At 41.5% G+C, this 24,819-nt stretch carries 25 protein-coding genes and 1 tRNA gene; 18 read left to right on the forward strand and 8 right to left on the reverse strand.

Features of this window, described 5'->3' with window-relative positions; translation table 11 throughout:
• Position 1: 1 nt before the first annotated feature.
• The 17 genes from ABDV70_RS03850 to ABDV70_RS03930 are packed head-to-tail and all read left to right on the forward strand — an operon-like array spanning position 2 to position 15,585.
• Positions 2–268 (forward strand): acyl carrier protein, encoded by a 267-nt coding sequence (locus tag ABDV70_RS03850; RefSeq protein WP_343595948.1) that lies wholly within the window; start codon positions 2–4, stop codon positions 266–268.
• Positions 253–801 (forward strand): septation protein IspZ, encoded by a 549-nt coding sequence (locus ABDV70_RS03855; protein WP_343595577.1) that lies wholly within the window; start codon positions 253–255, stop codon positions 799–801. Before ABDV70_RS03850 ends, ABDV70_RS03855 begins: the two co-directional genes overlap by 16 nt.
• Positions 798–2,471, forward strand: coding sequence for an AMP-binding protein (locus ABDV70_RS03860; RefSeq protein WP_343595579.1), 1,674 nt, complete (start codon positions 798–800; stop codon positions 2,469–2,471). Before ABDV70_RS03855 ends, ABDV70_RS03860 begins: the two co-directional genes overlap by 4 nt.
• Complete coding sequence (locus ABDV70_RS03865) at positions 2,468–3,214, forward strand: glycosyltransferase family 2 protein (RefSeq protein WP_343595581.1); 747 nt, start codon at positions 2,468–2,470, stop codon at positions 3,212–3,214. The genes ABDV70_RS03860 and ABDV70_RS03865 overlap by 4 nt, the downstream gene beginning before the upstream one ends.
• Entirely contained in the window at positions 3,214–4,137 is a 924-nt protein-coding gene (locus ABDV70_RS03870) for an acyltransferase (protein WP_343595583.1), read from the forward strand. Before ABDV70_RS03865 ends, ABDV70_RS03870 begins: the two co-directional genes overlap by 1 nt.
• 9 nt (positions 4,138–4,146) lie before the next feature.
• Complete coding sequence (locus ABDV70_RS03875; protein ID WP_343595950.1) at positions 4,147–5,706, forward strand: aromatic amino acid ammonia-lyase; 1,560 nt, start codon at positions 4,147–4,149, stop codon at positions 5,704–5,706.
• The gene (locus ABDV70_RS03880) at positions 5,696–6,121 is read left to right on the forward strand and encodes a thioesterase family protein (protein WP_343595585.1); all 426 of its coding nucleotides are present in this window, start codon (positions 5,696–5,698) and stop codon (positions 6,119–6,121) included. Before ABDV70_RS03875 ends, ABDV70_RS03880 begins: the two co-directional genes overlap by 11 nt.
• A 23-nt stretch (positions 6,122–6,144) precedes the next feature.
• A complete protein-coding gene (locus ABDV70_RS03885) occupies positions 6,145–6,756 on the forward strand; it encodes an outer membrane lipoprotein carrier protein LolA (protein ID WP_343595952.1) in 612 nt (203 codons plus the stop codon).
• A complete protein-coding gene (locus ABDV70_RS03890) occupies positions 6,731–9,085 on the forward strand; it encodes a hypothetical protein (RefSeq protein ID WP_343595587.1) in 2,355 nt (784 codons plus the stop codon). Before ABDV70_RS03885 ends, ABDV70_RS03890 begins: the two co-directional genes overlap by 26 nt.
• Positions 9,063–10,361 carry an NAD(P)/FAD-dependent oxidoreductase gene (locus ABDV70_RS03895; protein WP_343595589.1) on the forward strand — a complete coding sequence of 433 codons (1,299 nt, stop codon included), beginning with the start codon at positions 9,063–9,065 and terminating at the stop codon, positions 10,359–10,361. Before ABDV70_RS03890 ends, ABDV70_RS03895 begins: the two co-directional genes overlap by 23 nt.
• A 1-nt stretch (position 10,362) precedes the next feature.
• Positions 10,363–10,902, forward strand: a complete 540-nt coding sequence (locus tag ABDV70_RS03900; protein WP_343595591.1) for a DUF3261 domain-containing protein — start codon at positions 10,363–10,365, stop codon at positions 10,900–10,902.
• On the forward strand, positions 10,902–12,101 hold the full coding sequence (locus tag ABDV70_RS03905) for a beta-ketoacyl-[acyl-carrier-protein] synthase family protein (protein WP_343595593.1): 1,200 nt from the start codon (positions 10,902–10,904) through the stop codon (positions 12,099–12,101). The genes ABDV70_RS03900 and ABDV70_RS03905 overlap by 1 nt, the downstream gene beginning before the upstream one ends.
• A complete protein-coding gene (locus ABDV70_RS03910) occupies positions 12,098–12,517 on the forward strand; it encodes a 3-hydroxylacyl-ACP dehydratase (protein ID WP_343595595.1) in 420 nt (139 codons plus the stop codon). Before ABDV70_RS03905 ends, ABDV70_RS03910 begins: the two co-directional genes overlap by 4 nt.
• 18 nt (positions 12,518–12,535) lie before the next feature.
• Positions 12,536–13,261, forward strand: coding sequence for a 3-ketoacyl-ACP reductase FabG2 (locus ABDV70_RS03915; protein ID WP_343595596.1), 726 nt, complete (start codon positions 12,536–12,538; stop codon positions 13,259–13,261).
• Positions 13,261–14,484: a beta-ketoacyl-ACP synthase gene (locus tag ABDV70_RS03920; protein ID WP_343595597.1), complete on the forward strand. Its 1,224-nt coding sequence runs from the start codon at positions 13,261–13,263 to the stop codon at positions 14,482–14,484. The genes ABDV70_RS03915 and ABDV70_RS03920 overlap by 1 nt, the downstream gene beginning before the upstream one ends.
• A gap of 9 nt (positions 14,485–14,493) precedes the next feature.
• Complete coding sequence (locus ABDV70_RS03925; RefSeq protein WP_343595954.1) at positions 14,494–14,928, forward strand: excinuclease; 435 nt, start codon at positions 14,494–14,496, stop codon at positions 14,926–14,928.
• Between the two features lie 21 nt (positions 14,929–14,949).
• On the forward strand, positions 14,950–15,585 hold the full coding sequence (locus ABDV70_RS03930; protein ID WP_343595598.1) for a 4'-phosphopantetheinyl transferase superfamily protein: 636 nt from the start codon (positions 14,950–14,952) through the stop codon (positions 15,583–15,585).
• A 101-nt stretch (positions 15,586–15,686) separates the two neighbouring features.
• Here ABDV70_RS03930 and secF read toward each other — a convergent pair whose 3' ends face one another.
• From secF to queA, 8 genes are all read right to left on the reverse strand, one after another.
• Entirely contained in the window at positions 15,687–16,655 is a 969-nt protein-coding gene (gene secF, locus ABDV70_RS03935) for a protein translocase subunit SecF (RefSeq protein ID WP_343595599.1), read from the reverse strand.
• An 11-nt stretch (positions 16,656–16,666) separates the two neighbouring features.
• A complete protein-coding gene (gene secD, locus ABDV70_RS03940; RefSeq protein WP_343595600.1) occupies positions 16,667–18,568 on the reverse strand; it encodes a protein translocase subunit SecD in 1,902 nt (633 codons plus the stop codon).
• A gap of 51 nt (positions 18,569–18,619) precedes the next feature.
• The gene (yajC, locus tag ABDV70_RS03945) at positions 18,620–18,949 is read right to left on the reverse strand and encodes a preprotein translocase subunit YajC (protein WP_343595601.1); all 330 of its coding nucleotides are present in this window, start codon (positions 18,947–18,949) and stop codon (positions 18,620–18,622) included.
• A gap of 82 nt (positions 18,950–19,031) precedes the next feature.
• Positions 19,032–20,162 carry a tRNA guanosine(34) transglycosylase Tgt gene (gene tgt, locus ABDV70_RS03950; RefSeq protein ID WP_343595603.1) on the reverse strand — a complete coding sequence of 377 codons (1,131 nt, stop codon included), beginning with the start codon at positions 20,160–20,162 and terminating at the stop codon, positions 19,032–19,034.
• 186 nt (positions 20,163–20,348) lie between these two features.
• On the reverse strand, positions 20,349–20,915 hold the full coding sequence (locus ABDV70_RS03955; RefSeq protein ID WP_343595605.1) for a LemA family protein: 567 nt from the start codon (positions 20,913–20,915) through the stop codon (positions 20,349–20,351).
• Between the two features lie 18 nt (positions 20,916–20,933).
• Positions 20,934–21,959, reverse strand: a complete 1,026-nt coding sequence (locus ABDV70_RS03960) for a hypothetical protein (RefSeq protein WP_343595607.1) — start codon at positions 21,957–21,959, stop codon at positions 20,934–20,936.
• Between the two features lie 250 nt (positions 21,960–22,209).
• Complete coding sequence (locus ABDV70_RS03965) at positions 22,210–23,148, reverse strand: Dyp-type peroxidase (protein ID WP_343595609.1); 939 nt, start codon at positions 23,146–23,148, stop codon at positions 22,210–22,212.
• 217 nt (positions 23,149–23,365) lie between these two features.
• A complete protein-coding gene (gene queA / locus ABDV70_RS03970; protein WP_343595611.1) occupies positions 23,366–24,406 on the reverse strand; it encodes a tRNA preQ1(34) S-adenosylmethionine ribosyltransferase-isomerase QueA in 1,041 nt (346 codons plus the stop codon).
• Between the two features lie 179 nt (positions 24,407–24,585).
• Between queA and ABDV70_RS03975 the strand changes: the two genes are divergently transcribed.
• Positions 24,586–24,672, forward strand: a tRNA-Leu gene (locus ABDV70_RS03975).
• Positions 24,673–24,819: the final 147 nt, after the last annotated feature.

Genomic DNA, 24,819 nt, shown 5'->3' on the forward strand with positions numbered 1-24,819 from the left:
AATCGGAATGTTAACTCAAGAGCATATACTTGAACAATTACGTGCGTGGATGGAAGATTTATTTGAAATCGAACCTGAAAAAATCCAGCTCGACGCTAATTTATATTCAGATTTAGATGTTGATAGTATCGATGCGGTAGATTTAATTGTGAAAATTAAGCAATTAACAGGCAAGCAAGTAAATCCTGAAGACTTTAAAAATGTCCGTACTGTACAGGATGTTGTGGTTGTCATTCAGAATATGACAAAAGAATGCCCAAGTTCATAAAATGGATCACGGCCATCATTTTGGTGGCTTACCCATTTTTGGTCGGATGGAGTTTATCCCACGGGAAACTTTGGGAAATTAGCATATTGCTGATTATTGTGGGTATTGTGCGTTATTTTACGGGCCGCAATAGTCCAATGCTACCACTCACGTATTTGGCGATTGTCTCTGGTGGGCTGAGTTTAATTTTAAAAGATCAGGCTTGGCTTAAACTCTATCCCGTGGCAATGAGTCTTTCGGCATTGAGTATGTTTTTATTTACGCTGTTGCGACCACCGTCTATGATTGAACGCTTTGCTCGGATTTTTGAACCAGATTTACCCAAGTCGGGAGTACAGTGGACACGTAAAGTGACGATGGTCTGGTGCGGTTTTTTTCTGATCAATGCGGTGATTGCCACATATACCGTTTTTTTTACCTCGATGCGAATCTGGGTACTTTATAATGGTCTGATTTCTTATTTGCTCATGGGTGTTTTACTGAGCGGTGAATTTATTTTACGCAAGCGTCAACAACGAATACATCAACAATGAAACTTTGCCATTTTAATGATTATCTAACAGCAGATCTTCCTTTGTGTTTCGATACACAGTTTCAATCCATTTCTTTTGCCGAGTTTTGGCAAGATGTTGCGACCCAAGCACAGGCGATGGTTCGATTACCGGAACCTGCTTTTGCGTTATGGGAGCAAGATAGTTATGAGTTTTTAGTTCTTTTATTTGCGCTTTTATTTGCGAAAAAACGCGTCATTTTGCCCCCGAGTCAGGTACAACAATTACAACAACAATTTGCTGAACAGGGCATTGGTTTTATTCAGCGCCAGCAAATTAAAATTGCACCATTGCAACAAACGCTGAGTGTTACAGATACGTTATTAAAAGAGAGTGAAGTCGTATTTTTTACTTCGGGCTCAACAGGCGTACCGAAACAAATCCGACGTTCCTTGCAACAACTGTTATGTGAAGTTCAAGGTCTAGCACACAGTTTTAAATTACCTCAAAAAATTGTTGCGATAGCGACTGTCAGCCATCAGCATATTTATGGACTCCTGTTTAAAGTTCTTTTACCGTTGGCAACAGGGCGTAGCTTTTATCGTGAGCAATTAATTTATCCAGAATATGTGGTGCAATTACAGCAGCGTTTGGCAAATATTGCTTATCCAAACTATGTAATTACCAGCCCCGCCTTACTGAAACGCTGGTCGGATGATATTGAGTTACAGGCATGTTTCGCGCTGTATTCTTCAGGTGGAAAACTTGAGCAGGGTGCGCGCGCGAATATTAATGTCACTGTTACTGAAATTTTTGGCAGCTCTGAAACAGGCGGAATTGCATATCGCAGTGCGGATGATGCCCTGTGGCAACCGTTTTCAGATGTCGAGATTCAAAGTGATGCCGAACAGCAATTGTCGATGCGTAGTCCACATGCCTGTGATACCGACTGGGTTCAAACGGGCGACCGTGTTGTTGTGTTGCACCCTGAAAATTTACAAAGTCCGTTCCAGTTATTAGGTCGTATCGACCGTATTGTAAAATTAGAAGAAAAACGCCTAAGTTTAGATGAGATTGAACAAAAAATTCAGCAATTAGAATCTATCTTACACTGTCATGTTTTACTGATTCAGCACGATCAACGTCAGTTATTGGTGTGTGTTGCTGTTTTAAATTTGGCTGCTTTACAGCAGTTAAAACAACAGGGTAAACATGCATTTGTGACGCAGTTGAAACAACAGTTACAGCCTATTCTGGAGCGTATTGCCATCCCTCGACAATGGCGTTTTCTATCTCAACTTCCATTAAATAGCCAGTCTAAACTGAACAAACAGGATTTAATTGATTTGTTTCAAAATGCCCAATATCCCGTTGTTTTATCTCGGCAGCAACAAGAACAACACGTGATTTTACAGCTTGAATTTCCACCTGAACTACAATGTTTTAAAGGACATTTCCCCAATCATCCGATTTATCCGGGCGTTGGGCAAATTGCATTTTTACAGCATTTTGCACGTGAAACTTGGGGCGATTTAGATTGGTGTCAGGGATATGAGCAGCTTAAATTTCAGGATTTAATTCAACCCTATCAAGTATTGCAACTGACACTAAGTCGTAAATTGCATAAAGTGAGTTTTGAATTAAAAGATGCCGATAAAAATATCACATCAGGTCGTTTGTTGTTTCAGGTTCAGGAGAGTGCAATTTCATGAGTTATCGTGCCGCTTTTGTGATTCCTGTTTATAACCATCCGCATTATCTTGCTGAGATGATGGAATTTTTGTCGCAATTTTCTTTACCCACGGTTGTGGTTAATGATGGCAGCGATGCAACGACATCAAATATTTTACAGACCTTAGCACAGCAATATCCTGAAATTATTTTGGTTGAACATCCACACAATATGGGTAAAGGGCAAGCAGTGATGACAGGGCTGCAACACGCAGCACAGATAGGATGCAGTCATGCGTTGCAACTCGATGCCGATGGACAACATCGCTGGCAAGATATTGGGAAATTTCTAGCAATTTCTGAAGATCATCCTGATGAAATGATTATTGGCTGTCCTGTTTTTGATGCCAGTGTTCCTAAAAAACGCTTATATGGGCGTTATGCAACACATGTTTGGGTCTGGATTAATAGCCTGTCTTTGGAAATAAAAGACAGTATGTGTGGTTTTCGGGTTTATCCCTTAGCCGAAACCCTCAAGATTATCAATCAGGTCAAATTGCCACAGCGTATGGGCTTTGACAGTGAAATCCTCGTTCGGTTACGCTGGGCAGGCGTACATTTTAGAAATATTGATACACCTGTTATTTATCCAGAGCAGGGTATTTCGCATTTTCGTTTATGGGAAGATAACTGGATGCTGACAAAGATGCATTCACGGTTATTTGCAGGAATGATTTATCGTTTTCCGCGTTTGCTACAACAGCATTTTAGAGATCGAGATTAATGTCCGATTTCCGTTCGCCTGCATGGAATGAGATCAAAGAAAAAGGTGGGATGTTGCCATTGCTGCTCGTGCTATGGCTATATCGTATTTTTGGACGTTGGTTTATACAGGCGATTCTGTATTTTATTGTGATGTGGTATTGGTTGTTTTCATCCAATGCACGACAGGCGTCATTGGAATATCTACAAAAATTACATGTTTTTGCTCAAGACCAATCTCCTTTTCAGCGTATGCCAACTTGGGTGCAAAGTTATCGGCATTTTTTGTGCTTTGCTGAAGCAATTGTCGATAAAATGCAAGGATGGCTAGGGGAAATCTCTGAACAGCAGTTGCAGATTTATGGACATGCACATTTGAGCAGCCATTATGGCAAAGGCTTGATTATTTTGGTTTCGCACTTTGGCAATATCGAGTTATTGCGTGCTTTAAAGTCTGAACATCAGCAAAAAATTAATGTTTTGGTTTATCAAAAACATGCCAGTCAATTTAACCAGTTTTTAAAAAAAATTAGCGCCAAATCGGATGTTTCATTAATTGCAGTTGACCAGTTGGGGATGGAAACCACTATTCTTTTACAGGACAAACTCGATGCTGGCGAATGGGTGATTATTGCTGCGGATCGTGTTCCTGTTCATTCGCAACGGACACAAAGCTTGTATTTTTTAGGGCAAGAAGCCAAATGGCCGCAAGGTGCTTGGATTTTAGCAAATCTTTTAAAAGTGCCCGTTGTTGCCAGTTTTTGCTATCGTGTTGAACAGCATTTTGAAGTGCATTTTCATGCCATTGCAGCCCGAATTGAGTTGCCACGGAAAGGTCGGCTAGAACAAATGGCAGTGTTTACAGAGGCTTATATTAAATTACTTGAATTCCATTGTAAGCGTGTACCTTACCAATGGTTTAATTTCTATTCGTTTTGGAAATAGTTAAAAATGATAACAACATTGATTGTCGGGGATCAGCCGTTAAATATTGAGCAAGTGGTTCAGGTGGCGCAGCAACAGCTCTCGGTTCGGTTACCTAACTCAGAAGAATGGCATAAAAAAATTCAGAAAGGTGCCGACTTTTTAGATCAGCTTCTTGAAGAAGATGGGGTGATTTATGGCGTTACAACAGGATATGGCGATTCCTGTTTAGTTGAAATTCCGAGACATCAGGTGAATGAACTGCCGCTGCAACTGTCACGTTTTCATGGTTGTGGAATGGGGGAGAATTTAGATCTTACAACTGCCCGAGCTGTTGTTTTGGTACGACTGTGTTCATTGGCGAGAGGCTATTCTGGCGTTTCTTTAGAACTACTTGAGCGTCTGGTTTGGATGCTCAATGAAAATATTATTCCTGTTATTCCCTCTGAAGGATCTGTCGGTGCAAGTGGTGATTTAACACCGTTGTCGTATATTGCAGGCGCGTTGGTTGGTGAACGAGATGTTTACTGGCAAGGGCAAGTTACACCGATGCAGCAGGTCTATACGCATTATCAGATTGAGCCACTTCGTTTGCGTCCCAAAGAGGGTTTGGCGCTGATGAATGGTACTGCGGTCATGACGGCAATCGCATGTTTGAATTTTAAGAAAGCAGAGCAGACCGCAACCTTAGCAACATTGATCACTGCATTAAATGTATTGGCACTTGAAGGAAATCCAAGTCATTTCGATGAAGTACTCTTTGCTCAAAAGCCACATGTGGGGCAGCAGCGAATTGCAGCCGTTTTGCGTCAGGTCTTAAACTCAGCCGCGCAAACGGAACGCCAGAGCCCACGGTTACAAGACCGTTATTCTTTGCGTTGTGCACCGCATGTTATTGGGGTGTTTGAAGACTCTAAGCCTTGGTTAAGACAGTTTATTGAAAATGAGTTGAATTCAAGTAATGACAACCCATTGATTGATCCTGTTGGACTTAGAGTACTTCATGGTGGTCATTTTTACGGTGGTCATATTGCTCAGGCTATGGATAGTCTGAAACTCATGGTTGCCAATATCGCTGATTTGCTAGATAGACAGATGGCACAGTTGGTTGATCACAAAATGAATCATGGATTGCCACGTAATTTAACGGGTGCATCGACAGATCGGTTACCTTTAAATCATGGATTTAAAGCAGTTCAAATTGGCGTGTCTGCTTGGACAGCAGAAGCTTTAAAACAGACTTTAGCGGCATCTATTTTTTCTCGTTCGACAGAATGTCATAACCAAGACAAGGTCAGTATGGGAACAATCGCTGCTCGTGATGCGACACGGGTTTTGGTGTTAACCGAGCAAGTGGTTGCCGCATTATGTTGTGCCAGTGTGCAAGCCATTCATTTACGTGGAATTGACCTGCAACAGTTGAGTCCAATCTTACAGCAATTTGTTGAATGGACTTTACAGCATTTTCATCTGGTTAAAGAAGACCGACCATTACAATACGATTTACAACAGATTGTCGATAGTTTAGAACGCTTAGCGTTATTTAATAGTGCATGGTTCAACCAAGCGGAGAATATAGATGTACGCTGAGGTCACGATAGAGATTCCTTTTCACGACGTCGATAGTATGTATGTGGTCTGGCACGGGCATTATTTAAAGTATTTTGAAATTGCGCGCTGCAAATTGCTCGATCAGTTTCACTATAACTATATGGAAATGCAGGCATCAGGTTATGTATGGCCTGTGATTGAAAGTCATGTTCGTTATGTGCATGGGATTCAGTTTCAACAAAAAATTCGGGTACGTGCCATCTTAAAAGAATGGGAAAACCGTTTAAAAATCGATTATTTGGTTTTTGATGCAGAAACAGGTAAGCGTTTGACAAAAGGCTACACCATGCAGGTTGCAGTTAATCTCCAGACACGTGAACTTTGTTTGCAATCCCCACAAATCTTATTTGATTGCTTAAATACATGGGCTGATTTTGAGCCAACAGGAGCATAATAATGAAAGTTCACTCTCGTATTATGGGAATCGCAGCTTTATTTGCTGCATCATCTTTCCAAACAATATTCGCAGCTCCAATTGATCAGGTACGTGAAGTTTTTCAACAGGTTTCAGCAACCCCTGTGGTACATGCCCATTTTGAGCAGCAAAAGAAATTGGCTTCTTTAAATAAGACTTATGTGTCAAAAGGAAATGTTGTTTTTAGCAAACAGCAAGGTGTGCTGTGGCAAATGAAAAGTCCTGTTCAGGCGGACTTGATTGTCACGCCACAAAAGCTTGTTCAAAAAACTCAGCGCACCATGAGTCAAATTAACGTACAGCAGTCACCTTATGGTTCGGTTGCGACACTGTTTTTACAGCTGATGGCGGGTGATGAAAAAGCACTGGCAAGCAATTTTAATATTGTCAATGCAACCCATAACGCACAGGGATGGGCGGTAACTTTAACGCCTAAGAGTACGTTATTCAAAAAATTATTTAATCAGGTCAATGTGCAGGGCGCACGCTATGTCAACCAGATTGTAATTCAGGAAAAAGATAATAATCTGACTCAAATTCGATTTAGTCAGCAAACCAGTCAACCTCAAAATCTAACTGCTCAAGAACATGCGCTATTCCAATTGGCAAAATAAAGCCACTGCAATCTGGCTGATCATTTTACTCTGTTGTAGCATCTGCATGGGATGGCTATGGCTGAATAAACAGATCCATATTCAAACCAATATTTTTGCACTACTTCCCAAATTTAGCCAGCAGCAAAACTTGGCGGATACGCAGCAATACGTCAATCAGCAACTGAACAATAAAGTGTTTGTAGTTCTGGATGGGCAAAATACACAGGTTGTTGATCGGGCAACGCAGTTACTACAGCAGGAAGTTGCGAAAAGTAATTTGATCAAACCGTTACGCCCACAGTTTGACAGTGAACAGTTTGGCAAAGTGCTATTTGAGCATCGGGCGGGTTTGTTGAGTCAACAAGACCAGCAGTTATTGCAGCAAAAAGATTATGCTGCTTTGACAGACCAAAGTTTACTTCAGTTGATGAGTCCAGGAATGCCTGTGACTGCGCAATTGTTACAGCATGATCCACTATTACTTTTCCCGCGTTACGCGGTTGGATTGGCGCAGCATAATACACAAAACATTCAGTTAGATCAGGGTTTTGCGACCTTACATGATGCCAATAAAGTATCTCGATTGTTGGTACTGGAGCTAAAAGATAGTCCATATAATATTGATTATCAGGAAAAAATGTCTGAGTGGATGGCGAAAATCAAGCCATTACTTTCGGCACAACACGTTACAAGCCATTGGACAGGAACTTTAATTTTTGCCAGTTTTGGGACGCAGTCTGCACAGCAGGAAATCTCTACAATTGGTTTGGGTTCAAGTCTAGGATTGATTTTCCTTGTCTGGTTTGGTTTTCGGTCTTTACGTCCCATGCTTACCGAATTTATTACGGTCAGTAGTGGAAGTTTAGTAGCGCTAGCAGTCACTCATGCGTGGTTTGGTGAAATCCATCTGGTGACTTTGGTGTTTGGTGCAAGCCTCATTGGGGTTTGTGTCGATTTTTCCTTTTATTTTATGGCATTGCAGTCACAGCATCGTGAACTCAAAGGATTCCAGATTCTTACCCCACTTTTGCCGAGTCTTTTTATGGGCTTGATGACAACAGTTGTGGCATATCTAGTGTTAAGTTTTACCCCTTTTCCTGGGTTTCGTCAGATTGCGGTCTTTTCTGTTGTGGGCTTAGTTTCTGCATGGATCACCAGTATTTTACTGTTACCTCGATTGCCACCATTAAATGCTGAACCTGCCATTCATCGTTTACAATGGATTGGTCAAGCGCGGCAATATTTTCAGGCAAAAACACGCTTACGCTATGTCAGTATTTTAGGGATTATCATCCTGAGTGGATTAAGTTTATTTCATCTAAAAAGTAATGATGATATTCGTAATTTACAAAGTATGGATGCTCAGCTGAAGCAGGAAGATCAATATATTCGTCAGCGGTTTTCACAGCAGCAGGCAACAGATTATTTTGTCATTCGGGCATCATCAACAGTGCAACTTGAGCAACGTGAACAACAGTTAATTAGGCAATTACAAGATTTGCAGTCGCAAGGAAAATTGCAAGGCTTTCAGGCGTTGGGCGTATGGTTACCTTCTCAAGCACAGCAACAGCAGAATCGTGAACTTTTAGAACATATTCCAAAATCGGCACTAACTGCCTATGCAAAAGCACTTGATTTACCTGTTACAGAAGTTCTGGCATGGCAACAACAATTGGCACAGCAACCGTTATTAAATGTACAGGATTTTCGTCAGCATCCTTTGTATTTTTTACAGCCAGATTCCAAACAGCGTTTAGTTTTATTACAGGGAATCCATGATGTGACCGCCTTGCAGCGTTTGCAAAGTCAGGATGTACAGTTACAACAACCGATCACGACATTATCCAATATGTTTAAGGACTATCGTGAACATGCACAGTGGTTATTGCTGGTTGCATTAATTGGTTTGGCTGTAGGGCTTGGTGTCATTTATGGGGCGCATTCGGTGATGCCGCTTGTGTTACCTGTGAGCATGGCATTGCTGTCAACCTTTGCGGTTCAGGCGTGGCTGGGTGTTGAAATTAATGTATTTAGCATTATGGGAACCTTCCTGATTATTGGGATTGGGGTGGACTATGCCATTTTCTATCGACATGGGCACGATCATCCTAAAGTGGTGAGTATGGCGCTTTTATTATGTATGCTCTCAACGCTCTTGGGTTTTGGGCTGTTGTCCTTTAGCCATACCTACGCCATTCACTGTTTTGGACTGACCGTTTTACTGGGGGTCGTTTTCTCATTTATTTACGCAACATTATTTACCATGGCAGATCCTCAATATCAGATGATCAGCGCATTACAACAACAACGGAGTCAACAAAAAAATGATCACACGACAACAAACTGACGTTTTAATTATCGGGGCAGGGCCATCAGGGAGTTCGGCCGCTGCCTTACTTCGGAAAAAAGGTCATCAGGTGGTGATTTTGGAGCGACAACATTTTCCAAGATTTTCGATTGGTGAATCATTGCTTCCACAAAGTATGGTGTTTTTGGAAGAAGCGGGCTTACTGGATGTTATTCGGGAACATGTCGATGAGTGCGCATTTCAATATAAAAATGGCGCGAGTTTTCTACGTGGGAAACAACGCAGCTTTTATGACTTTCGTGAAAAATTTAGTGAAGGGCCGGGCACAACATGGCAAGTACGCCGTGCCTCATTTGACCAATTGCTCGCAAATCAGGCACAGGCGTATGGGACTGACATTCGCTACGGACATGAAGTGATTGCTGTTGATGTTGACGCTGAACAGCCTGTTTTAACGGTACGCGATGAAGCAGGTACTGAGTATCAAATTCAAGGTAAATTTTTGCTAGATGCCAGTGGTTTTGGGCGAATTTTGCCTAAATTTTTAGATTTGGAAAGTCCATCAGATTTTCCTGTACGTCGCGCAGTCTTTACTCATATTGAAGATGGGATCTTAGATGATCCTGCATTTGACCGAGAAAAAATCCTGATTGCGGTACATGAAAAAGATCATCGGGCATGGTACTGGCTGATTCCCTTTGCAGATGGTCGTGCATCGTTTGGGGTTGTGGCAGAACAAGATTTCTTTGACCATTATGGCTATACAGGCGATACCTCGTCTGATGCATTAGAACAATTATTTAAAGCCATTTTGCAAGGTGAGCCTGCACTGTCGCATCTGTTACGCAATGCTCAATTTGATACGCCTGTCAGAACTTTGGTGGGTTACTCCGCAAACGTGAAACACTTAGCAGATAAAAATTATGCGCTGTTAGGTAATGCGGGTGAATTTTTAGACCCTGTTTTTTCATCGGGTGTTACCATCGCTTTGAAATCGTCTAGTCTGGCTGTCCCTTTGGTTGAACGAGTGTTACAAGGGCAACATGTCGACTGGGCGACAGCGTATGAACAACCATTAAGAGAGGGAATACAGGTGTTTCGGGCTTATGTTGAGTCTTGGTATAGTGGTGAATTTCAGGATGTCGTTTTTAGCCAAAACCAGCATGTAGAGCTTCGAGAAATGGTTTCGTCTTTATTGGCAGGTTACGCATGGGATATGAATAATCCGATTCATAAAAATGCCAAGCGCCGTTTAAAAATGATTGCTGAATATTGTCGTGAAGGTTTGTCACAAGAACCGTTGTTGAGGGGATAATATGCCGAGATTCGGAAAAATTGTACTGTTTGGGTTGCTCTTGAATGTGAGTGCCTGTCAGACCTTTTATCCAGCAGCTCCTGCCTTGGTTTCCCCCCACTGGCAGGCGCAGCAATATCAGCGTCAAGATCAGGTCGAGGTGCAATGGAAGCAACAGAGTTTCAGCTTTTTGTTGTATCAGCAGCAGCAAGGTAAAAACTTATCCATGCTGGGTTTGAGTTTAACGGGACAGATATTATTTAAACTGGATTTTGATGGGAAAAAGGTCAAGGTCGAGCAGCGTATTTCTCAAATGCGTTTATTGCCATTTGATTTTTTAGTGCGAGATATTTTGTTTGCAACCTATCCGCAATTTGCCGCATCAGGTCAGGCAGATTTAAAACAACTGCAACAGGGCAACACGCAACAGATTTATATTGCTGGGCAGCATGTTTTGAATATTCAGCCACAAGCTGACCGTAGTATTCAACTTGAAAATTTACATGTGCCGTACACGATTGTGTTTAGCCCAATAGATGATGCATTACAGGTAGACCATTGATGACGCAGAAAACTCAACATGGGAATGCCGTCGGGATTGTATATAGTGCGAGTTTATCGGCTTTGGGTACAACCGCATACGATGTACGACACGCACTGACGCAAAAACAAAGCTGTTTAACCGCACGGCAGGATTTGCTTTTAGAGCAGTCCTGTTTGGTGGGTGCTTATACAGGCGCATTGACGAATACTGTATTTGATGAACAATTACAACGCCTCGATTGCCGAAATTTACGCTTGGCGATTACAGCTTTACAGCAAATTGAAGATCAGATTCGTGCCTATACACAACAATTTCCGAGTCATCGTTTAGCGATTATTGTGGGGACATCAACGTCTGGCATTGCCGATAATGAAGAGGCGTTACACCAGTATTTTTCGGGCGAGTCTAGATTGCCAATTTCTTATCAAAAACAGGAAATGAATAGTCTGGCACAAGGGCTCAAACAGTATTTAAATTGGCATGGCGTGGCTTACACCATTTCGACTGCCTGTTCCTCAAGTACTAAGGCATTTGCCGCAGGTCAGCGTTTGTTAAATGCAGATCTTGCCGATGCTGTATTGGTTGGCGGTGTGGATACGCTCTGTAAACTCACACTCAATGGTTTTTATAGTCTGGATAGTTTAGCGCACGATATTTGTCGTCCATGTGGTGTGGATCGAGATGGAATCAATATTGGTGAAGCAGCGAGTCTGTTTTTGCTCAGTAAAGAAGCCACCCCTGTGATGTTATTGGGTGCAGGCGAGTCTATGGATGCATGGCATATTTCAGCACCGCATCCTGAAGGGCGAGGTGCACAGCAAGCCATGCAAAAGGCATTACACAATGCGGGTGTGACAGCACAGCAGATTGATTATCTCAATTTGCATGGAACAGCAACACCACAAAACGATGCCATGGAAATTAAAGCGGTACGTCAGGTCTTTGGATCAAATCAGGTCAACTTAAGCAGTACCAAACATCAGACTGGACATTGTTTAGGTGCAGCAGGTGCATTAGAAGCGTTTATTTGCCAACAGGTTTTGCTAGATCAATCTTGGTTGCCATTGCATCAGTTTGGGGAAATTGACCCTGAATTAGCAGATCAGCGTTATGTACAAAATGTTGAAGTGACTCAGCCAATACGCTATGCCATGAGTAATTCATTTGCCTTTGGCGGAAGCAATATCAGCTTAATTTTTGGAAGTCTTTCGGTATGAAACAAGATGCAACCTGCTTTATTCCACATCAGGCACCCATGATATTTGTTGATCATGTAGTTGAGTTTGGTGAGGATTATGCAATAACACAATTAACTGTCCGTCCCGAACTCATGTTTTTTGAAGCGCAAGGATTACCGAGCTGGTCTGCCATTGAAATTATGGCACAAACCATTAGTGTATTTGCTGGACATCATGGCCAAGAAAGCCAACAGCCACCTCAGGTGGGATATTTATTGGGGACACGTAAAATGCAATTGCCTGTGTCACATTTTACATTAGGTTCCGTTTTAACCATTAAGGCACAGCAGCTTTATTTGCATGAAGGCTTAGGTCAGTTCCAATGCGAATTACAGTACGAACAGCATTGTATTTCAGCATTGTTAAGTGTTTACCAGCCACATGCACAATCATAATTAGGAAAATAAGATTCAATGACAAAACGAATTTTGGTGACAGGTTCTAGCCGAGGTATTGGTCGAGCCATTGCGTTACAACTGGCACAAGCAGGATTTGATGTGACGGTTCATGCACGTTCACGTATGCAAGATGCCCAGACCGTTGTAAATGAAATTCAGGCACTTGGACGAAACAGCCATGCGTTGCAGTTTGATGTAAATGACCGTGAAGCAGTACGAACATGCTTGGAGCAGGATATTGAACAGCATGGCGCATTTTACGGTGTAGTGCTCAATGCAGGCTTAACCCATGATGGGGCTTTTCCAGCCTTAACGGACAATGACTGGGATGAAGTGATTTCAACTTCTTTGGGTGGTTTTTATAATGTCATCAAACCTTTGGTGATGCCGATGATTCACCTACGAAAAGGTGGTCGTATTGTCACGATTTCCTCTGTTTCTGGCATTATGGGTAACCGTGGTCAGGTCAATTATAGTGCGGCCAAAGCAGGATTGATTGGGGCGAGTAAGGCGCTGGCGCTCGAACTTGCGAAGCGTAAGATCACGGTAAATTGCGTTGCTCCAGGTTTAATTGAAACCGAAATGGTCACAGAAGAAGTGAAGGAACATGCGTTAAAAATGATCCCTATGCAGCGGATGGGACAAGTCGATGAAGTCGCAAGTGTTGTAAAATTCTTGTGCTCAGATGATGCAGCGTACATTACCCGTCAGGTGATTTCTGTCAATGGAGGCCTAATTTAGTGAAGCGTGTTGTTGTGACAGGAATGGCGGGAATTACCGCTTTAGGGCAAACCGCAGATGAAATCTTTGCAAATTTTGCTCGGGGGAAAAGTGGTACACGTTATATGCATGAATGGGACAAGTATGCAGATTTACGTACACGCTTGGGTGCACCCGTAGACCATTTTGATGTTCCTAAACATTTTAACCGCAAAGTTACCCGAGGCATGGGGCGGGTGGCATTGATGTCCGTGATCAGTGCTGAACGTGCGTTAGAAGATGCTGGTTTATTGGGGCATCCGATAATTCAAAGTGGCGATCTCGGTGTGGCTTATGGTTCGTCTGCTGGTAGCGTTGATGCTGTTTGTGAAATGGGAAAAATGTTATTAGATGGCGACATGGATCTCATGAATGCCACGACCTATATACGTATGATGGCACATACCAGTCTGGTTAATATAACCGTGTACTTTGGAATCAAAGGGATATCTTTACCCACTTCGAGTGCTTGTACCTCAGGTTCAATGTCTATTGGACAGGCGTATGAAACAATTAAATATGGCAAGCAAACTGTGATGCTTGCAGGTGGAGCAGAAGAACTTAGCGCACCGGGCGCAGGCATATTTGATGTCTTACTTGCCACAAGTGGCATGAATGACCATCCTGAACGCTCACCTCGTCCTTTTGATGCTAAACGTGATGGGCTTGTGGTGGGTGAGGGCGCAGGATGTTTAATTTTAGAAGAACTAGACCATGCATTGGCACGTGGCGCAAAAATTTATGCAGAAATAATCGGCTATGCGAGTAATACCGATGGTACACATGTAACACGACCTGACCATGAAAGTATGGCACGTTGCATGCAACTGGCATTAAAAGATGCTCAGATTGATGCCGAAAAAGTAGATTATATTAACGCTCACGGTACAGCAACGGATCATGGCGATGTTGCAGAAACGCAGGCTACAGCACAAGTGATGGGTTATAAACCGATTAGTTCTCTAAAAAGCTACTTTGGTCATACACTTGGTGCATGCGGAACCATTGAAGCATGGCTGAGCATAGAAATGCTATTGCGACAACAATTTATTCCAACATTGAATCTGGATCAGATTGATCCGCTATGTGGAGAACTGGATTATATTACGGGGCAAGCAAAACAAATGGCGGCTCAGACTGTCATGACCAATAATTTTGCATTTGGTGGTATTAACACCTCTTTGATTTTTCGACGTTACAACTAAAGGAACATGATCATGATAAAAAAATTGATCCTTACTACAGCACTGACTTTGGGTATTTCTGTTGCCGTTCAAGCAGCAGATGATATTCATAATCTTAATTTTAATGAAGCAGTACAACGTGCCGTTGCAGATGGGACTTTGGATGGGTCAGTTAAATTCTATTTGGCGGGTACAAAGTCGGGTGGGCAACTTCTCCAAAAAGGAATTGTGACCAATAAAAAAACCAATGGTTTTGCTAAATCCGCAGAGTCTTCGTGTGACTGGGTATTACGTTCTACATTAATTCAGTTGCAAAATGCAGCGAAAAATCGTGGAGCCAATGCAGTAACCAACATTGTGAGTTACTATAAAGCCAATGAAAGCCATAGCAGCACAACTTATGAATGCCATAAAGGTACAGCAGTTGCGGGCGTTGCATTAAAAGGCGATCTAGTTAAATTTTAAAATATAGGAGCAGTTGGGGTAGTGACAAAGCAAATCGATATTTATTTTCAGTTATTATCCCAACTTGTTCCACCATTACCGCAACAGGATGTAAGCCGTTCGGTTTTAAAAGCATATCAGCAGCAACATATAGAAGTGTATCGGGCAAAGCAGTTAGCCAGACAGCTTGGGGTGACACCTGATGCTTTACAATTTTCGACCATGGAATATGGCAAACCTTTTCTACAAAATTTTCCAGAACTTGCTTTTAACCATTCGCATGGACGAGAGCACTATGCCTTAGCGCTGAGCCAGACATTGGCAGATATTGGGATTGATATTGAATCGCTACAGCGTAAAGTCCGTTTTGATGCTTTGGCACAACATGCATTTCATCCTGAAGAATACCAACATTGGCAAGCAACAGATTACCATCCGTCCTACTGGTTTCAGGTCTGGACAGCCAAAGAAGCAATTTTAAAAGCATGCGGATTAGGGATTCGGATGAGTTTGAATCAGCTTAATACTAACACTCAATTTGAACAGATGCAGGGCAGATGTCAGCATCCCGACTTGGGGTGTTTCAGATATCAACATCAAGTGCTTCATGGTGCGATGCTTACCATTGCGTGGCGGGAAACAGCAGAATATCCGCAGATTATGTTTCATTGTGGATAACAAATCGGCAATTGTGGATAGTTTTTTGTTCAATGTGGATAATTTTAGGTCGATAAAAAAACAGCACCCATTGAGGATGCTGTTTTCATGAGAACGACAAATTAAGGAATATGTTGCTCATCTTCAAATTCAGGTTTTACCTGAACAATAAAGTCTTGACGGTTTAAACCACGCCATAATGCATACGCTGTTGCAATATAGATCGATGAATATGTCCCTGCAAAAACACCAATAATCATGGCAACAGAGAACCAGCGTAAACCTTCACCGCCCATCACTAACATAGCAACGACAACCAGCAATAGTGTCATAGATGTATGAACAGTTCGACGTAAAGTTTCAGTTAAGGCAATATCCACAATTTCACGTGGGCTTGCGCCACGAATTTTACGGAAGTTTTCACGGATACGGTCAGACACAACGATATTATCGTTGAGTGAGAAACCAATCACCGCAAGTACAGCAGCCAATACTGTTAAGTCAAAAGGCCATTGCATCAGTGCGAAAATACCTAAAATTACGAGAATATCGTGGAATAGGGAAAGGATTGCACCGACAGCAAGTTTGAACTCAAAGCGAATGGTGACATAAATCAGCATTAGCAATAGTGCCAATGCAACAGCACCCGCAGAACGAACATAAAGTTCATTTCCGACTTGTCCACCAACCGAGTCGACCTTATGAACCGTTGCCACATTGTTTGGCAATTGAACCACTTTCGACAAGGTATTGCTTAAGTCTTCAACTTTCACATTTTGCGCTGGCATACGCACTAAAAGGTCAGTGTTACTGCCCAGCGTTTGCACAACGGCATGTTGAAAACCTGCATTTTCTAAAGATTTGACAATCTGATCCTGATCGGCAGGTTTTTGGTAAGTAATTTCGGCTGAAATCCCGCCTGTGAAGTCCAGACCTAAGTTGAGTCCATGAAAGGCAATCAGAAAGATACTGGCAATCGTAATCAAAATAGATGCGATACCAGCAGGCTTGCTGATTTTCATGAAATCAATGACGCGCTCATTGTCTGGGCGACCGTATTGTTTTGATTTTTGTTGAGTCACATTGGTCATCTTGAATCTCCTTAAATGCTCAACTTTTTCAAGTTACGGCGTTTACCATAAATTAACTGGACGATAGCACGTGTCACAGTAATGGAAGTAAACATCGAACACACAATACCAATCATGTGTGTGACCGCAAAGCTTTTGATCGGGCCAGAGCCAATAGCGAACAGGATGAATGCCACAATAAATGTGGTCAAGTTCGAGTCAATGATGGTGTTATAGGCACGATCATAACCCGCCACAATCGCCTGTTTAGGCGATGCACCCCATTTCATTTCTTCACGTATTCGTTCACAAATCAGGACGTTGGCATCGACCGCCATACCAATGGTGATAATGATACCTGCGATACCCGGTAAAGACAGTGAAGCGCCTAACCAAGACATCACTGTTAAGATCATGGCAAGGTTGACGAATAAGGCAAAATTGGCAATCAAACCAAATAGACGGAAGAAGACCACCATCCAGATTGCGACCAGAATAAAACCAACTTCTGTTGATAAAATCCCTTTGTCGATGTTTTCTTGACCAAGGCTAGGTCCAACCACACGTTCTTCAACAAAGTACATTGGTGCAGCAAGTGCGCCCGAACGTAACATCAAGGCCAATTCAGATGCTTCCTGAGGAGAGCTTAGGCCTGTGATTCTAAATTGAGAACCTAATACCTGTTGAACAGTTGCGGCATTAATCACCACAGATTCGGTATAAGGTGTACGAACTTCGGTTTGTGCATGTGTTTTTGGATCGGTCACGTAAGAGATTTTTTGTTTGTTTTCAATAAACAAAACTGCCATACGTTTGCCGACAGCACTGCGTGTTGCATCGGCCATTAACTTACCACCCGCACTGTCGAGGGTAATGTTAACTTCAGCGCCACCTGTATCTTGGCTTAAACCAGAAGATGCATTTTGGACACGTTCGCCTGTTAAGATGCGATTACGGTTCAGAAGCAATTGACGACCACTGTCTAAAGACTGGTAAGCAAAAAGCTCTGTTCCTGGTGGTAATGGTTGACCATTATATTTGCCTGTATATGGGTCAATATATTGATCATTTTGGTCTGAAACCAAGCGGAATTCGAGGTTAGCAGTACGACCCAAAACACGTTTTGCTTCTGCTGTGTCTTGTACGCCCGGAAGTTCAACCACAATACGGTTATTGCCTTGCGTTTGAACCAATGCTTCGGCAACACCTAACTCGTTAATACGGTTACGTAACGTCGTTAAGTTCTGATTTACAGCATACGACTGGATTTCTTGTCTGCGTGTATCTGTATAAGTCAGGCGTAAAGTTGAACCTGTGTCTGTTGCAATCGCTTGTTGAGTATACTCATTGCCATTACGACGCAGGAAGCTCATTGCAGCATCACGGTCGTCATTGTTTGCAAACTGGACGGTAATGATGTTATTGCTTAAAGCCAAGTTGTTGAATTTGATGTTGTTATCACGGAATTGACGGCGCAGATCAGTCGCAGAAGTATCCATGCGCTGTGCAATCGCTTTATCCATGTCAACTTCAAGCAAGAAGTGAACACCACCACGCAAGTCCAAACCAAGCTTCATTGGTTTAGCACCAATTCTTTGTAACCACTCTGGTGTGGTTGGTGCAAGGTTTAGTGCAACAACATATTGGTCACCAAGCTCACGGCGAAGCGCATCTTTTGCTTTTAATTGGGCATCAGAATTATTCACACGTAACAACGCAGCATTATTGGTAAAGCTGTTGTCATGACTTGTGATATTTTGGCTTTTTAAAATTTGCTCTGCTTTTTGCAAGATTGACTGGTCAATTTTTGTTCCAGCCTTCGCCCCTGAAATCTGAACAGCAGGTTCATCTGGGTACAAACTTGGCAGTGCGTATAATGTGCTGATAATCAGAACAAAGACTATCAGCAAATATTTCCATGCAGGGTAACGCATTTGCTATCTTCTTAAAATGAGAAAGTCGTGCTTTCGCACGACTTGGAAAAATTAAAGACTGTTCAAAGTGCCTTCTGGTAATACAGAAACAACACTTGCTCGTTGAATTTTAACTTCGTTACCACGGTTGAGTTCAACAACGGCAAAATCACCTTCAATTTTAGTGATACGGCCCATCAAACCACCCGCAAAAACAACTTCACTGCCAACGCCAAGACTTTGAATTAAGTTACGGTGTTCTTTGGCACGTTTTGATTGTGGACGCCAGATTAAAAAGTAAAAAATGGCAACAAAAACAACAATCATACCGATGTTTGCAAACATACTTGGTTGTTGTGCTGCACCTTCAGCGGCGTAAGCGGTCGAAATAAATAGGCTCATCTGAGTTTCCTAATATCAATGAAATTTACTGACTAATTGAGCAATTTACCTTGTCTTGGCAGTAAGCGCAAATGTTGTAAAATTAGTCTTCTGGGCAAGGCGGCACTTCTAGACCACGGCGGGCATAAAAGTCTGTAACAAAGGCATCAAAAGAACCTTCATCTAAAGCATCGCGCATTGCTTCGGTTAGGCGTTGGTAGTAACGCAAGTTATGAATTGTCCCCAACATCGAGGCAAGCATCTCACCACATTTTTCCAAATGGAACAGATAGGCACGGGTGAAATTTTTACAGGTATAACAGTCACAATGTGGGTCTAAAGGACTTTGATCATGACGGTATTGACTATTACGAATCCGCACCAAGCCATCTGTCACAAAATAATGACCATTACGGGCATTACGGGTTGGCATCACGCAGTCAAACATATCGACACCACGGCGCACCGCTTCAACGATATCTTCAGGTTTTCCAACGCCCATCAAATAACGAGGTTTGTCATGTGGCATTTTATTCGGTAAATAATCAAGCACCTTGATCATTTCTTCTTTTGGTTCGCCCACGGATAAACCGCCAATAGCGTAACCATCGAAGTCGACTTCAAGCAGACCATTTAAAGATTCGTCACGCAAATCTTCATACATCCCACCTTGAATAATCCCGAATAACGCATTTTTGTTTTTCAAGACATCATGATGATGGGTTTTACAGCGTTTTGCCCAACGCAAAGACAGTTGTAACGATTTTTGTGCTTCTTCGTGTGTTGCTGGGTAAGGCGTACACTCATCGAAAATCATCACAATGTCAGAGTTTAATGTGTCTTGAATCTCCATTGAAATTTCAGGAGATAAAAAGACTTTAGAACCATCGATTGGTGAACGGAAGGTTACGCCTTCCTCTTTGATTTTGCGCATTGCGCCAAGGCTAAAGACCTGAAAACCGCCAGAGTCGGTTAAAATAGGTTTATTCCACTTCATAAAGCCATGAAGTCCGCCATGTTCTTTAATGACTTCTAGACCCGGACGTAAATAAAGGTGGAACGTATTGCCTAAAATAATTTGGGCTTGAATATCTTCAATGTCACGAGGCAACATGCCTTTCACCGTGCCATATGTTCCCACAGGCATGAACACAGGTGTTTCAATTACACCGTGTTCCAAAGTTAAGCGACCACGACGGGCACGTCCCGACTGACCTAATTTCTCAAATTTCATCTTTCATCCACTCAAGGCGAAAAAACAGTTCGCTGATGTCATACAAAAGTGCGATATTTTCCTTGATTCCGCCGTGAAGTGCTACTATTTATTCAGTTGTTTTGTAAGCAACTTACTGGTATTTGTGATAATTCGCTTATAAAACTTCACGTATTAAACCATTTTGGAGATGGGGTTTATTGTTATCTAAAAGTTTGGGCGATAATCATAATTTTGACGAATAATAGGATCGTGAAAGGGGCGAATGGCTTTTTTAGATAACATTAAGGTATTGATGATATTGTTTGGAAACATTTGAATCTGATTATTAAAAACTTCAACATTGCGGTTAAAGATATGAATTGCCGCTCCGACATTTTCATTTTGTTCCTGAATTTCTTGCATCATTTGAATATAAAGTTGATCTGCTTTTAGATCGGGATAATTTTCAACAACAACATGGAGCGTTTGTAGAAGCTCTTGATTAAGTTTTTCAACTTGTTGTAACTGTGAAATATCACTGTCATTCAGGTTTAAATTCATGATGTGTTGTCGAAGCTGAGTCACTTTTTCCAAAGTATTTTGTTCAAACTGGGTATATTGTTGCAAAGTTTGTTCTAAATGATGAAGTGTTTTGACTTTTTGCAATTCAAAGCTAGTGACATCTGACCACGCCCGACGTGTGGCATTAAAGTAACGGATAATCTTATTTCGAATAAGAATTCCCCATAAAATAAGCAATAAGAAAAAACCAAAAAAGAGAACGAAACCCATATCTACTCCAAATTTTAATTATGACAATATTTTTAGCATCAATATTTTAAATTTTTCGTAGTTTAACATGCCTAATGTCCGTAAATGACCACGTAAATGAGATATTTCTTGAATCTCGGTTTTTTTACTCTGGACAGTAAATAGATTTTGTTCACCTAAATAACATGCAATACGCTCATCGGCATGGAAGATTAGGTCCCCTTTAAACTGCTTAAAAAAGTCATCTAGTTTTAGTGTCAGGCTTGGACTGAGTTGTTTTGCAGTATTGAATGCGTCAATACCATAAATTTGTAATTGTTCATTCATCACAATATCGCTGCTATACCAGCGTTCAGTATATGGCTCGCTAAAAGTTGTGTGTTGGTTGCTGATGGCTAAACCGAATGCAGGAACGTCAAATATAAACGCCCCCCACAGCTTTTTCTCAAAGCTTTTTAACACAACTTGATCACCGTCATCATCAGAGGTGGTCAGTTCGGTGACATAGGTATATTCAAAGAGCAAAATAGGAATGATTTTATCTTCAAGTTGCCAGTCTGTTACTGCATATCGGTGGATTTGATTGGACTTGGAACCTTGATTAAATAAAGGAAATAGATTTTTGAGGTGACTGAGTAAATAAATTGATTGGGTATGTGAAGGCAAGTGTGAGGGGACGCCACCAAATTTAAGCCCATAACGCAATTGCATCATACGTTGTTCTAAAAATTTAACCACACCTGTAATTGGATAATCAGGTTCATAACAGATGTAGCCAATAAAAATAAGAAAACTACCGACAACCAGGCACAATGGAAAAGGAACATACTGACGCAGAAACCAACCAAAGACGAGCCATAAACCGCCTGAAATACCAAGAACAAAAGATAAGCCATTATAAAACTTTAAATCTCGAATCTCACCCCACGGGTGCAGCCGATCTAAGAGTTCTTGCTCCGAATGAACTTCTTTTTCAATTTGCCATAACCGAGCAATATTCCGCATGACTTGCTGGTTTTTCTTACGGCGAATATGCAAAAAACGCTCGGCGATTTGGATAGGCATAATTATTTTTAGTCTAAAAATTTATAAAAGGAATCAATTGATATTTGCTCAAAAGCATACGTTTTGGGTCGCTATTTGTCGAGAGTGACATTAAAAAAGTATGATGGAGAAGTACTTTTTTTCAATTGAGTAATTCATTGATTTTATTTTTGAGGTTACGGGTTGTGTTTAAAACAATAATAAGAGATGCCGCAAAATAGATTGAAGGTGGTTCAATGTCATTTGCAGCATCGTTGGGGGCAGAATACCGTTATTCGTCGCCCAGACTGTCTAAAAAGTCATAAGTTGGGACAAAAAACAAACAGCCTGAAATTGGTGTACTAAAGTCAAGCAAGCGATCAACTGCGCCGTCTTCATTGCCTGTGAACATATTTTTGAGCATGGTTAATGTAGTGCTAAAAGTACGTGCATAACCAATAAAATAGGTTCCATATTCATTTTTTGAAGGTTGAGCAAAGGCAACATTGGCACGTAAAATTTTCAATTCATTGCCTTCGGCATCATGCGCCTTACTCACATTATTATGTGCAGTTTTGGGCTTTTCTTCATCGCTGAGTTCAATATCGTCAAATTTACGTCGACCAATTACTTTTTCTTGTTCTTCTGTTGAAAGCGCACGCCATTTTTCCATGTTATGCAAATATTTCTGGGTAAATGCATAGCTGCCATTTTTAAACTCAGGATCTTCATCCCCAATCACCGCCCATTCACGGGCTTCCTGAAATTCAGGATTTTCAGTGCCATCTACAAAACCAATGATGGCACGACCGTCTAAGTAACGAAAGCCATGTGTTTCATCTACTGAGGTCGTAATATCTTGTAATTGTTGATGAATCATCGATGCAAGTTCAAAACAGATATCCTGACGGTCTGCACGGATATGGAAAAATAAGTCGCCTTCGGTTGCTACAGCGACATGTTTTTCACCTCGAATTTCTTGAAATGGTTTGAGTTCTTTCGGTTTTGCCTGTTCTGGGAAAAGTCGATCCCAAGCATTAGAGCCAAATCCCATCACGGCATTAAAATGTGCTTGTGGAAAACGCTTGTCTAAACTACGAATTAATGCTGTAAAACCAGCAGAAAAGTCTAAAACGCCCTCTAAAGCATCATTATTTTGATGAATGGATAAAACCATAAATAATGCATTTTCACCTGGGGGATTTGTCACGGGTTGAAGTCGTTCAGCCATAGATGTTTCCTTAGTTGCATTTTTTTTCTAAGTTTAAGTTCGTTGATCATGATATACCATTGAAGGTTTAAAAATCATGATGTCATGTTCAAACAGAAGAGATATATTGAAATTTTTGTTATTTAATCCGTTGTGATCTGTAAATATATAACCGAGCGATACCGAATGATGTCCTGTTTAAAGAAGCATGATCGGTAAAACTCGGTTATCTATCGGATTATTTTTGTTCTGCTTTATCAATCAGCATGGCATCGCCATAACTAAAGAAACGATATTGCGCCTGAACCGCATGATGATAGGCATTTAAAATAAAGTCTTGGTTTGATAGTGCTGAAACCAACATGAGTAAGGTTGACTCTGGTAAATGGAAATTGGTAATTAAACGATCGACCACGCAGAACTGATATCCTGGATAGATAAAAATCTGTGTATCACCTGTCCAAGCCGCCAGTTTCCCACCGTGTGCTTGTGCCGCACTTTCTAAGGCACGTGTGGCGGTTGTTCCTACTGCAATGACTTTATTGCCACGCGCTTGAGTTTCCCGAATCAATTGAACGGTTTCCTCTGGAACATTACACCATTCACTGTGCATGATGTGGTTTTCAATTTGGTCGGTACGCACAGGCATAAAAGTGCCTGCACCGACATGTAAAGTCACAAAACTTTTTCGAATACCTTTTTCTTCAAGCTGCTTTAATAAAGCTTCATCGAAATGTAGGCTGGCTGTTGGCGCGGCTACACTGGCAATTTTTTCTGGGTCATGAAAGACAGTTTGATAGCGTTCGGTGTCGATGTCTTCTGCTTCACGATTAAAGTAAGGCGGAATCGGCAACTGACCATAACGATCTAACACATCTAAAATGGGCTGAGAAAATTCAACCACATATAAGTTTTCATGGCGACCTTGAACCGTTACAGGCACTTGATCTGCCCCAATAAACAGTTCTGTACCTGCTTTGGGTGAGTTACTGGCTTTAATATGACAATGTGCCAAAGTTGGATTGAGCATACGCTCTACCAAAACTTCAACTGCACCACCACTGGCACGTTTACCTTTTAAGCGAGCTTTCATCACCTTGGTGTCATTTAACACCAATAAGTCACCTTCCTCGAATAGGTCGATAATATCGGTGAACATACGGTCATGGTATTGTCCCTGAGCGTTTAAATGTAATAAACGAGAGGCACTACGTGAGGAAAGAGGGTAGCGAGCAATCAGTTGCTCAGGTAGATGAAAGCTAAAATCAGAAAGTTGCATGGTCTAAAACGAGTAAAAAACTGGGCTTAGTATAGTCGGTTTTGTATAAAAGTCGCATTTTTGCTGGTTTTTTCAGCTAAAAAAACAAATGTGAGTTAAAAATAATCAACCACATCAATGGGTCGTTGACAAGTTTTTTAAAAACGGTAATATACACAGCACAAACCAATCATACTTATCCCGAGGTGGTGAAATTGGTAGACGCGGTGGATTCAAAATCCACTGTTCGAGAGGACGTGTCGGTTCGAGTCCGACCCTCGGGACCAAATATCTAAAAAGCCCTTAAGCATTCTAAGACTTAAGGGCTTTTTTATTGCCTGTAAAATCTTACTTTTTAGCATGTCTTTGAAAGTGCTTAACTTAATAAGTTACTTATCGCTCAAAATAACGTGTATCTAATAATTATTATATTT

It is taken from the genome of Acinetobacter sp. (assembly GCF_039596015.1).
Taxonomy (GTDB): Bacteria; Pseudomonadota; Gammaproteobacteria; order Pseudomonadales; family Moraxellaceae; genus Acinetobacter.

Coding starts and splice junctions, on each gene's coding strand:
- ABDV70_RS03855 (WP_343595577.1), top strand. CDS start 253: ATGCCCAAGTTCATAAAATGGATCACGGCCATCATTTTGGTGGCTTAC.
- ABDV70_RS03890 (WP_343595587.1), top strand. CDS start 6,731: ATGCGCTATTCCAATTGGCAAAATAAAGCCACTGCAATCTGGCTGATC.
- ABDV70_RS03915 (WP_343595596.1), top strand. CDS start 12,536: ATGACAAAACGAATTTTGGTGACAGGTTCTAGCCGAGGTATTGGTCGA.
- ABDV70_RS03910 (WP_343595595.1), top strand. CDS start 12,098: ATGAAACAAGATGCAACCTGCTTTATTCCACATCAGGCACCCATGATA.
- ABDV70_RS03860 (WP_343595579.1), top strand. CDS start 798: ATGAAACTTTGCCATTTTAATGATTATCTAACAGCAGATCTTCCTTTG.
- secD (WP_343595600.1), bottom strand. CDS start 18,568: ATGCGTTACCCTGCATGGAAATATTTGCTGATAGTCTTTGTTCTGATT.
- ABDV70_RS03880 (WP_343595585.1), top strand. CDS start 5,696: ATGTACGCTGAGGTCACGATAGAGATTCCTTTTCACGACGTCGATAGT.
- ABDV70_RS03955 (WP_343595605.1), bottom strand. CDS start 20,915: ATGGGTTTCGTTCTCTTTTTTGGTTTTTTCTTATTGCTTATTTTATGG.
- ABDV70_RS03885 (WP_343595952.1), top strand. CDS start 6,145: ATGGGAATCGCAGCTTTATTTGCTGCATCATCTTTCCAAACAATATTC.
- ABDV70_RS03895 (WP_343595589.1), top strand. CDS start 9,063: ATGATCACACGACAACAAACTGACGTTTTAATTATCGGGGCAGGGCCA.
- ABDV70_RS03965 (WP_343595609.1), bottom strand. CDS start 23,148: ATGGCTGAACGACTTCAACCCGTGACAAATCCCCCAGGTGAAAATGCA.
- ABDV70_RS03905 (WP_343595593.1), top strand. CDS start 10,902: ATGACGCAGAAAACTCAACATGGGAATGCCGTCGGGATTGTATATAGT.
- yajC (WP_343595601.1), bottom strand. CDS start 18,949: ATGAGCCTATTTATTTCGACCGCTTACGCCGCTGAAGGTGCAGCACAA.
- ABDV70_RS03960 (WP_343595607.1), bottom strand. CDS start 21,959: ATGCCTATCCAAATCGCCGAGCGTTTTTTGCATATTCGCCGTAAGAAA.
- secF (WP_343595599.1), bottom strand. CDS start 16,655: ATGACCAATGTGACTCAACAAAAATCAAAACAATACGGTCGCCCAGAC.
- ABDV70_RS03870 (WP_343595583.1), top strand. CDS start 3,214: ATGTCCGATTTCCGTTCGCCTGCATGGAATGAGATCAAAGAAAAAGGT.
- queA (WP_343595611.1), bottom strand. CDS start 24,406: ATGCAACTTTCTGATTTTAGCTTTCATCTACCTGAGCAACTGATTGCT.
- ABDV70_RS03865 (WP_343595581.1), top strand. CDS start 2,468: ATGAGTTATCGTGCCGCTTTTGTGATTCCTGTTTATAACCATCCGCAT.
- tgt (WP_343595603.1), bottom strand. CDS start 20,162: ATGAAATTTGAGAAATTAGGTCAGTCGGGACGTGCCCGTCGTGGTCGC.
- ABDV70_RS03900 (WP_343595591.1), top strand. CDS start 10,363: ATGCCGAGATTCGGAAAAATTGTACTGTTTGGGTTGCTCTTGAATGTG.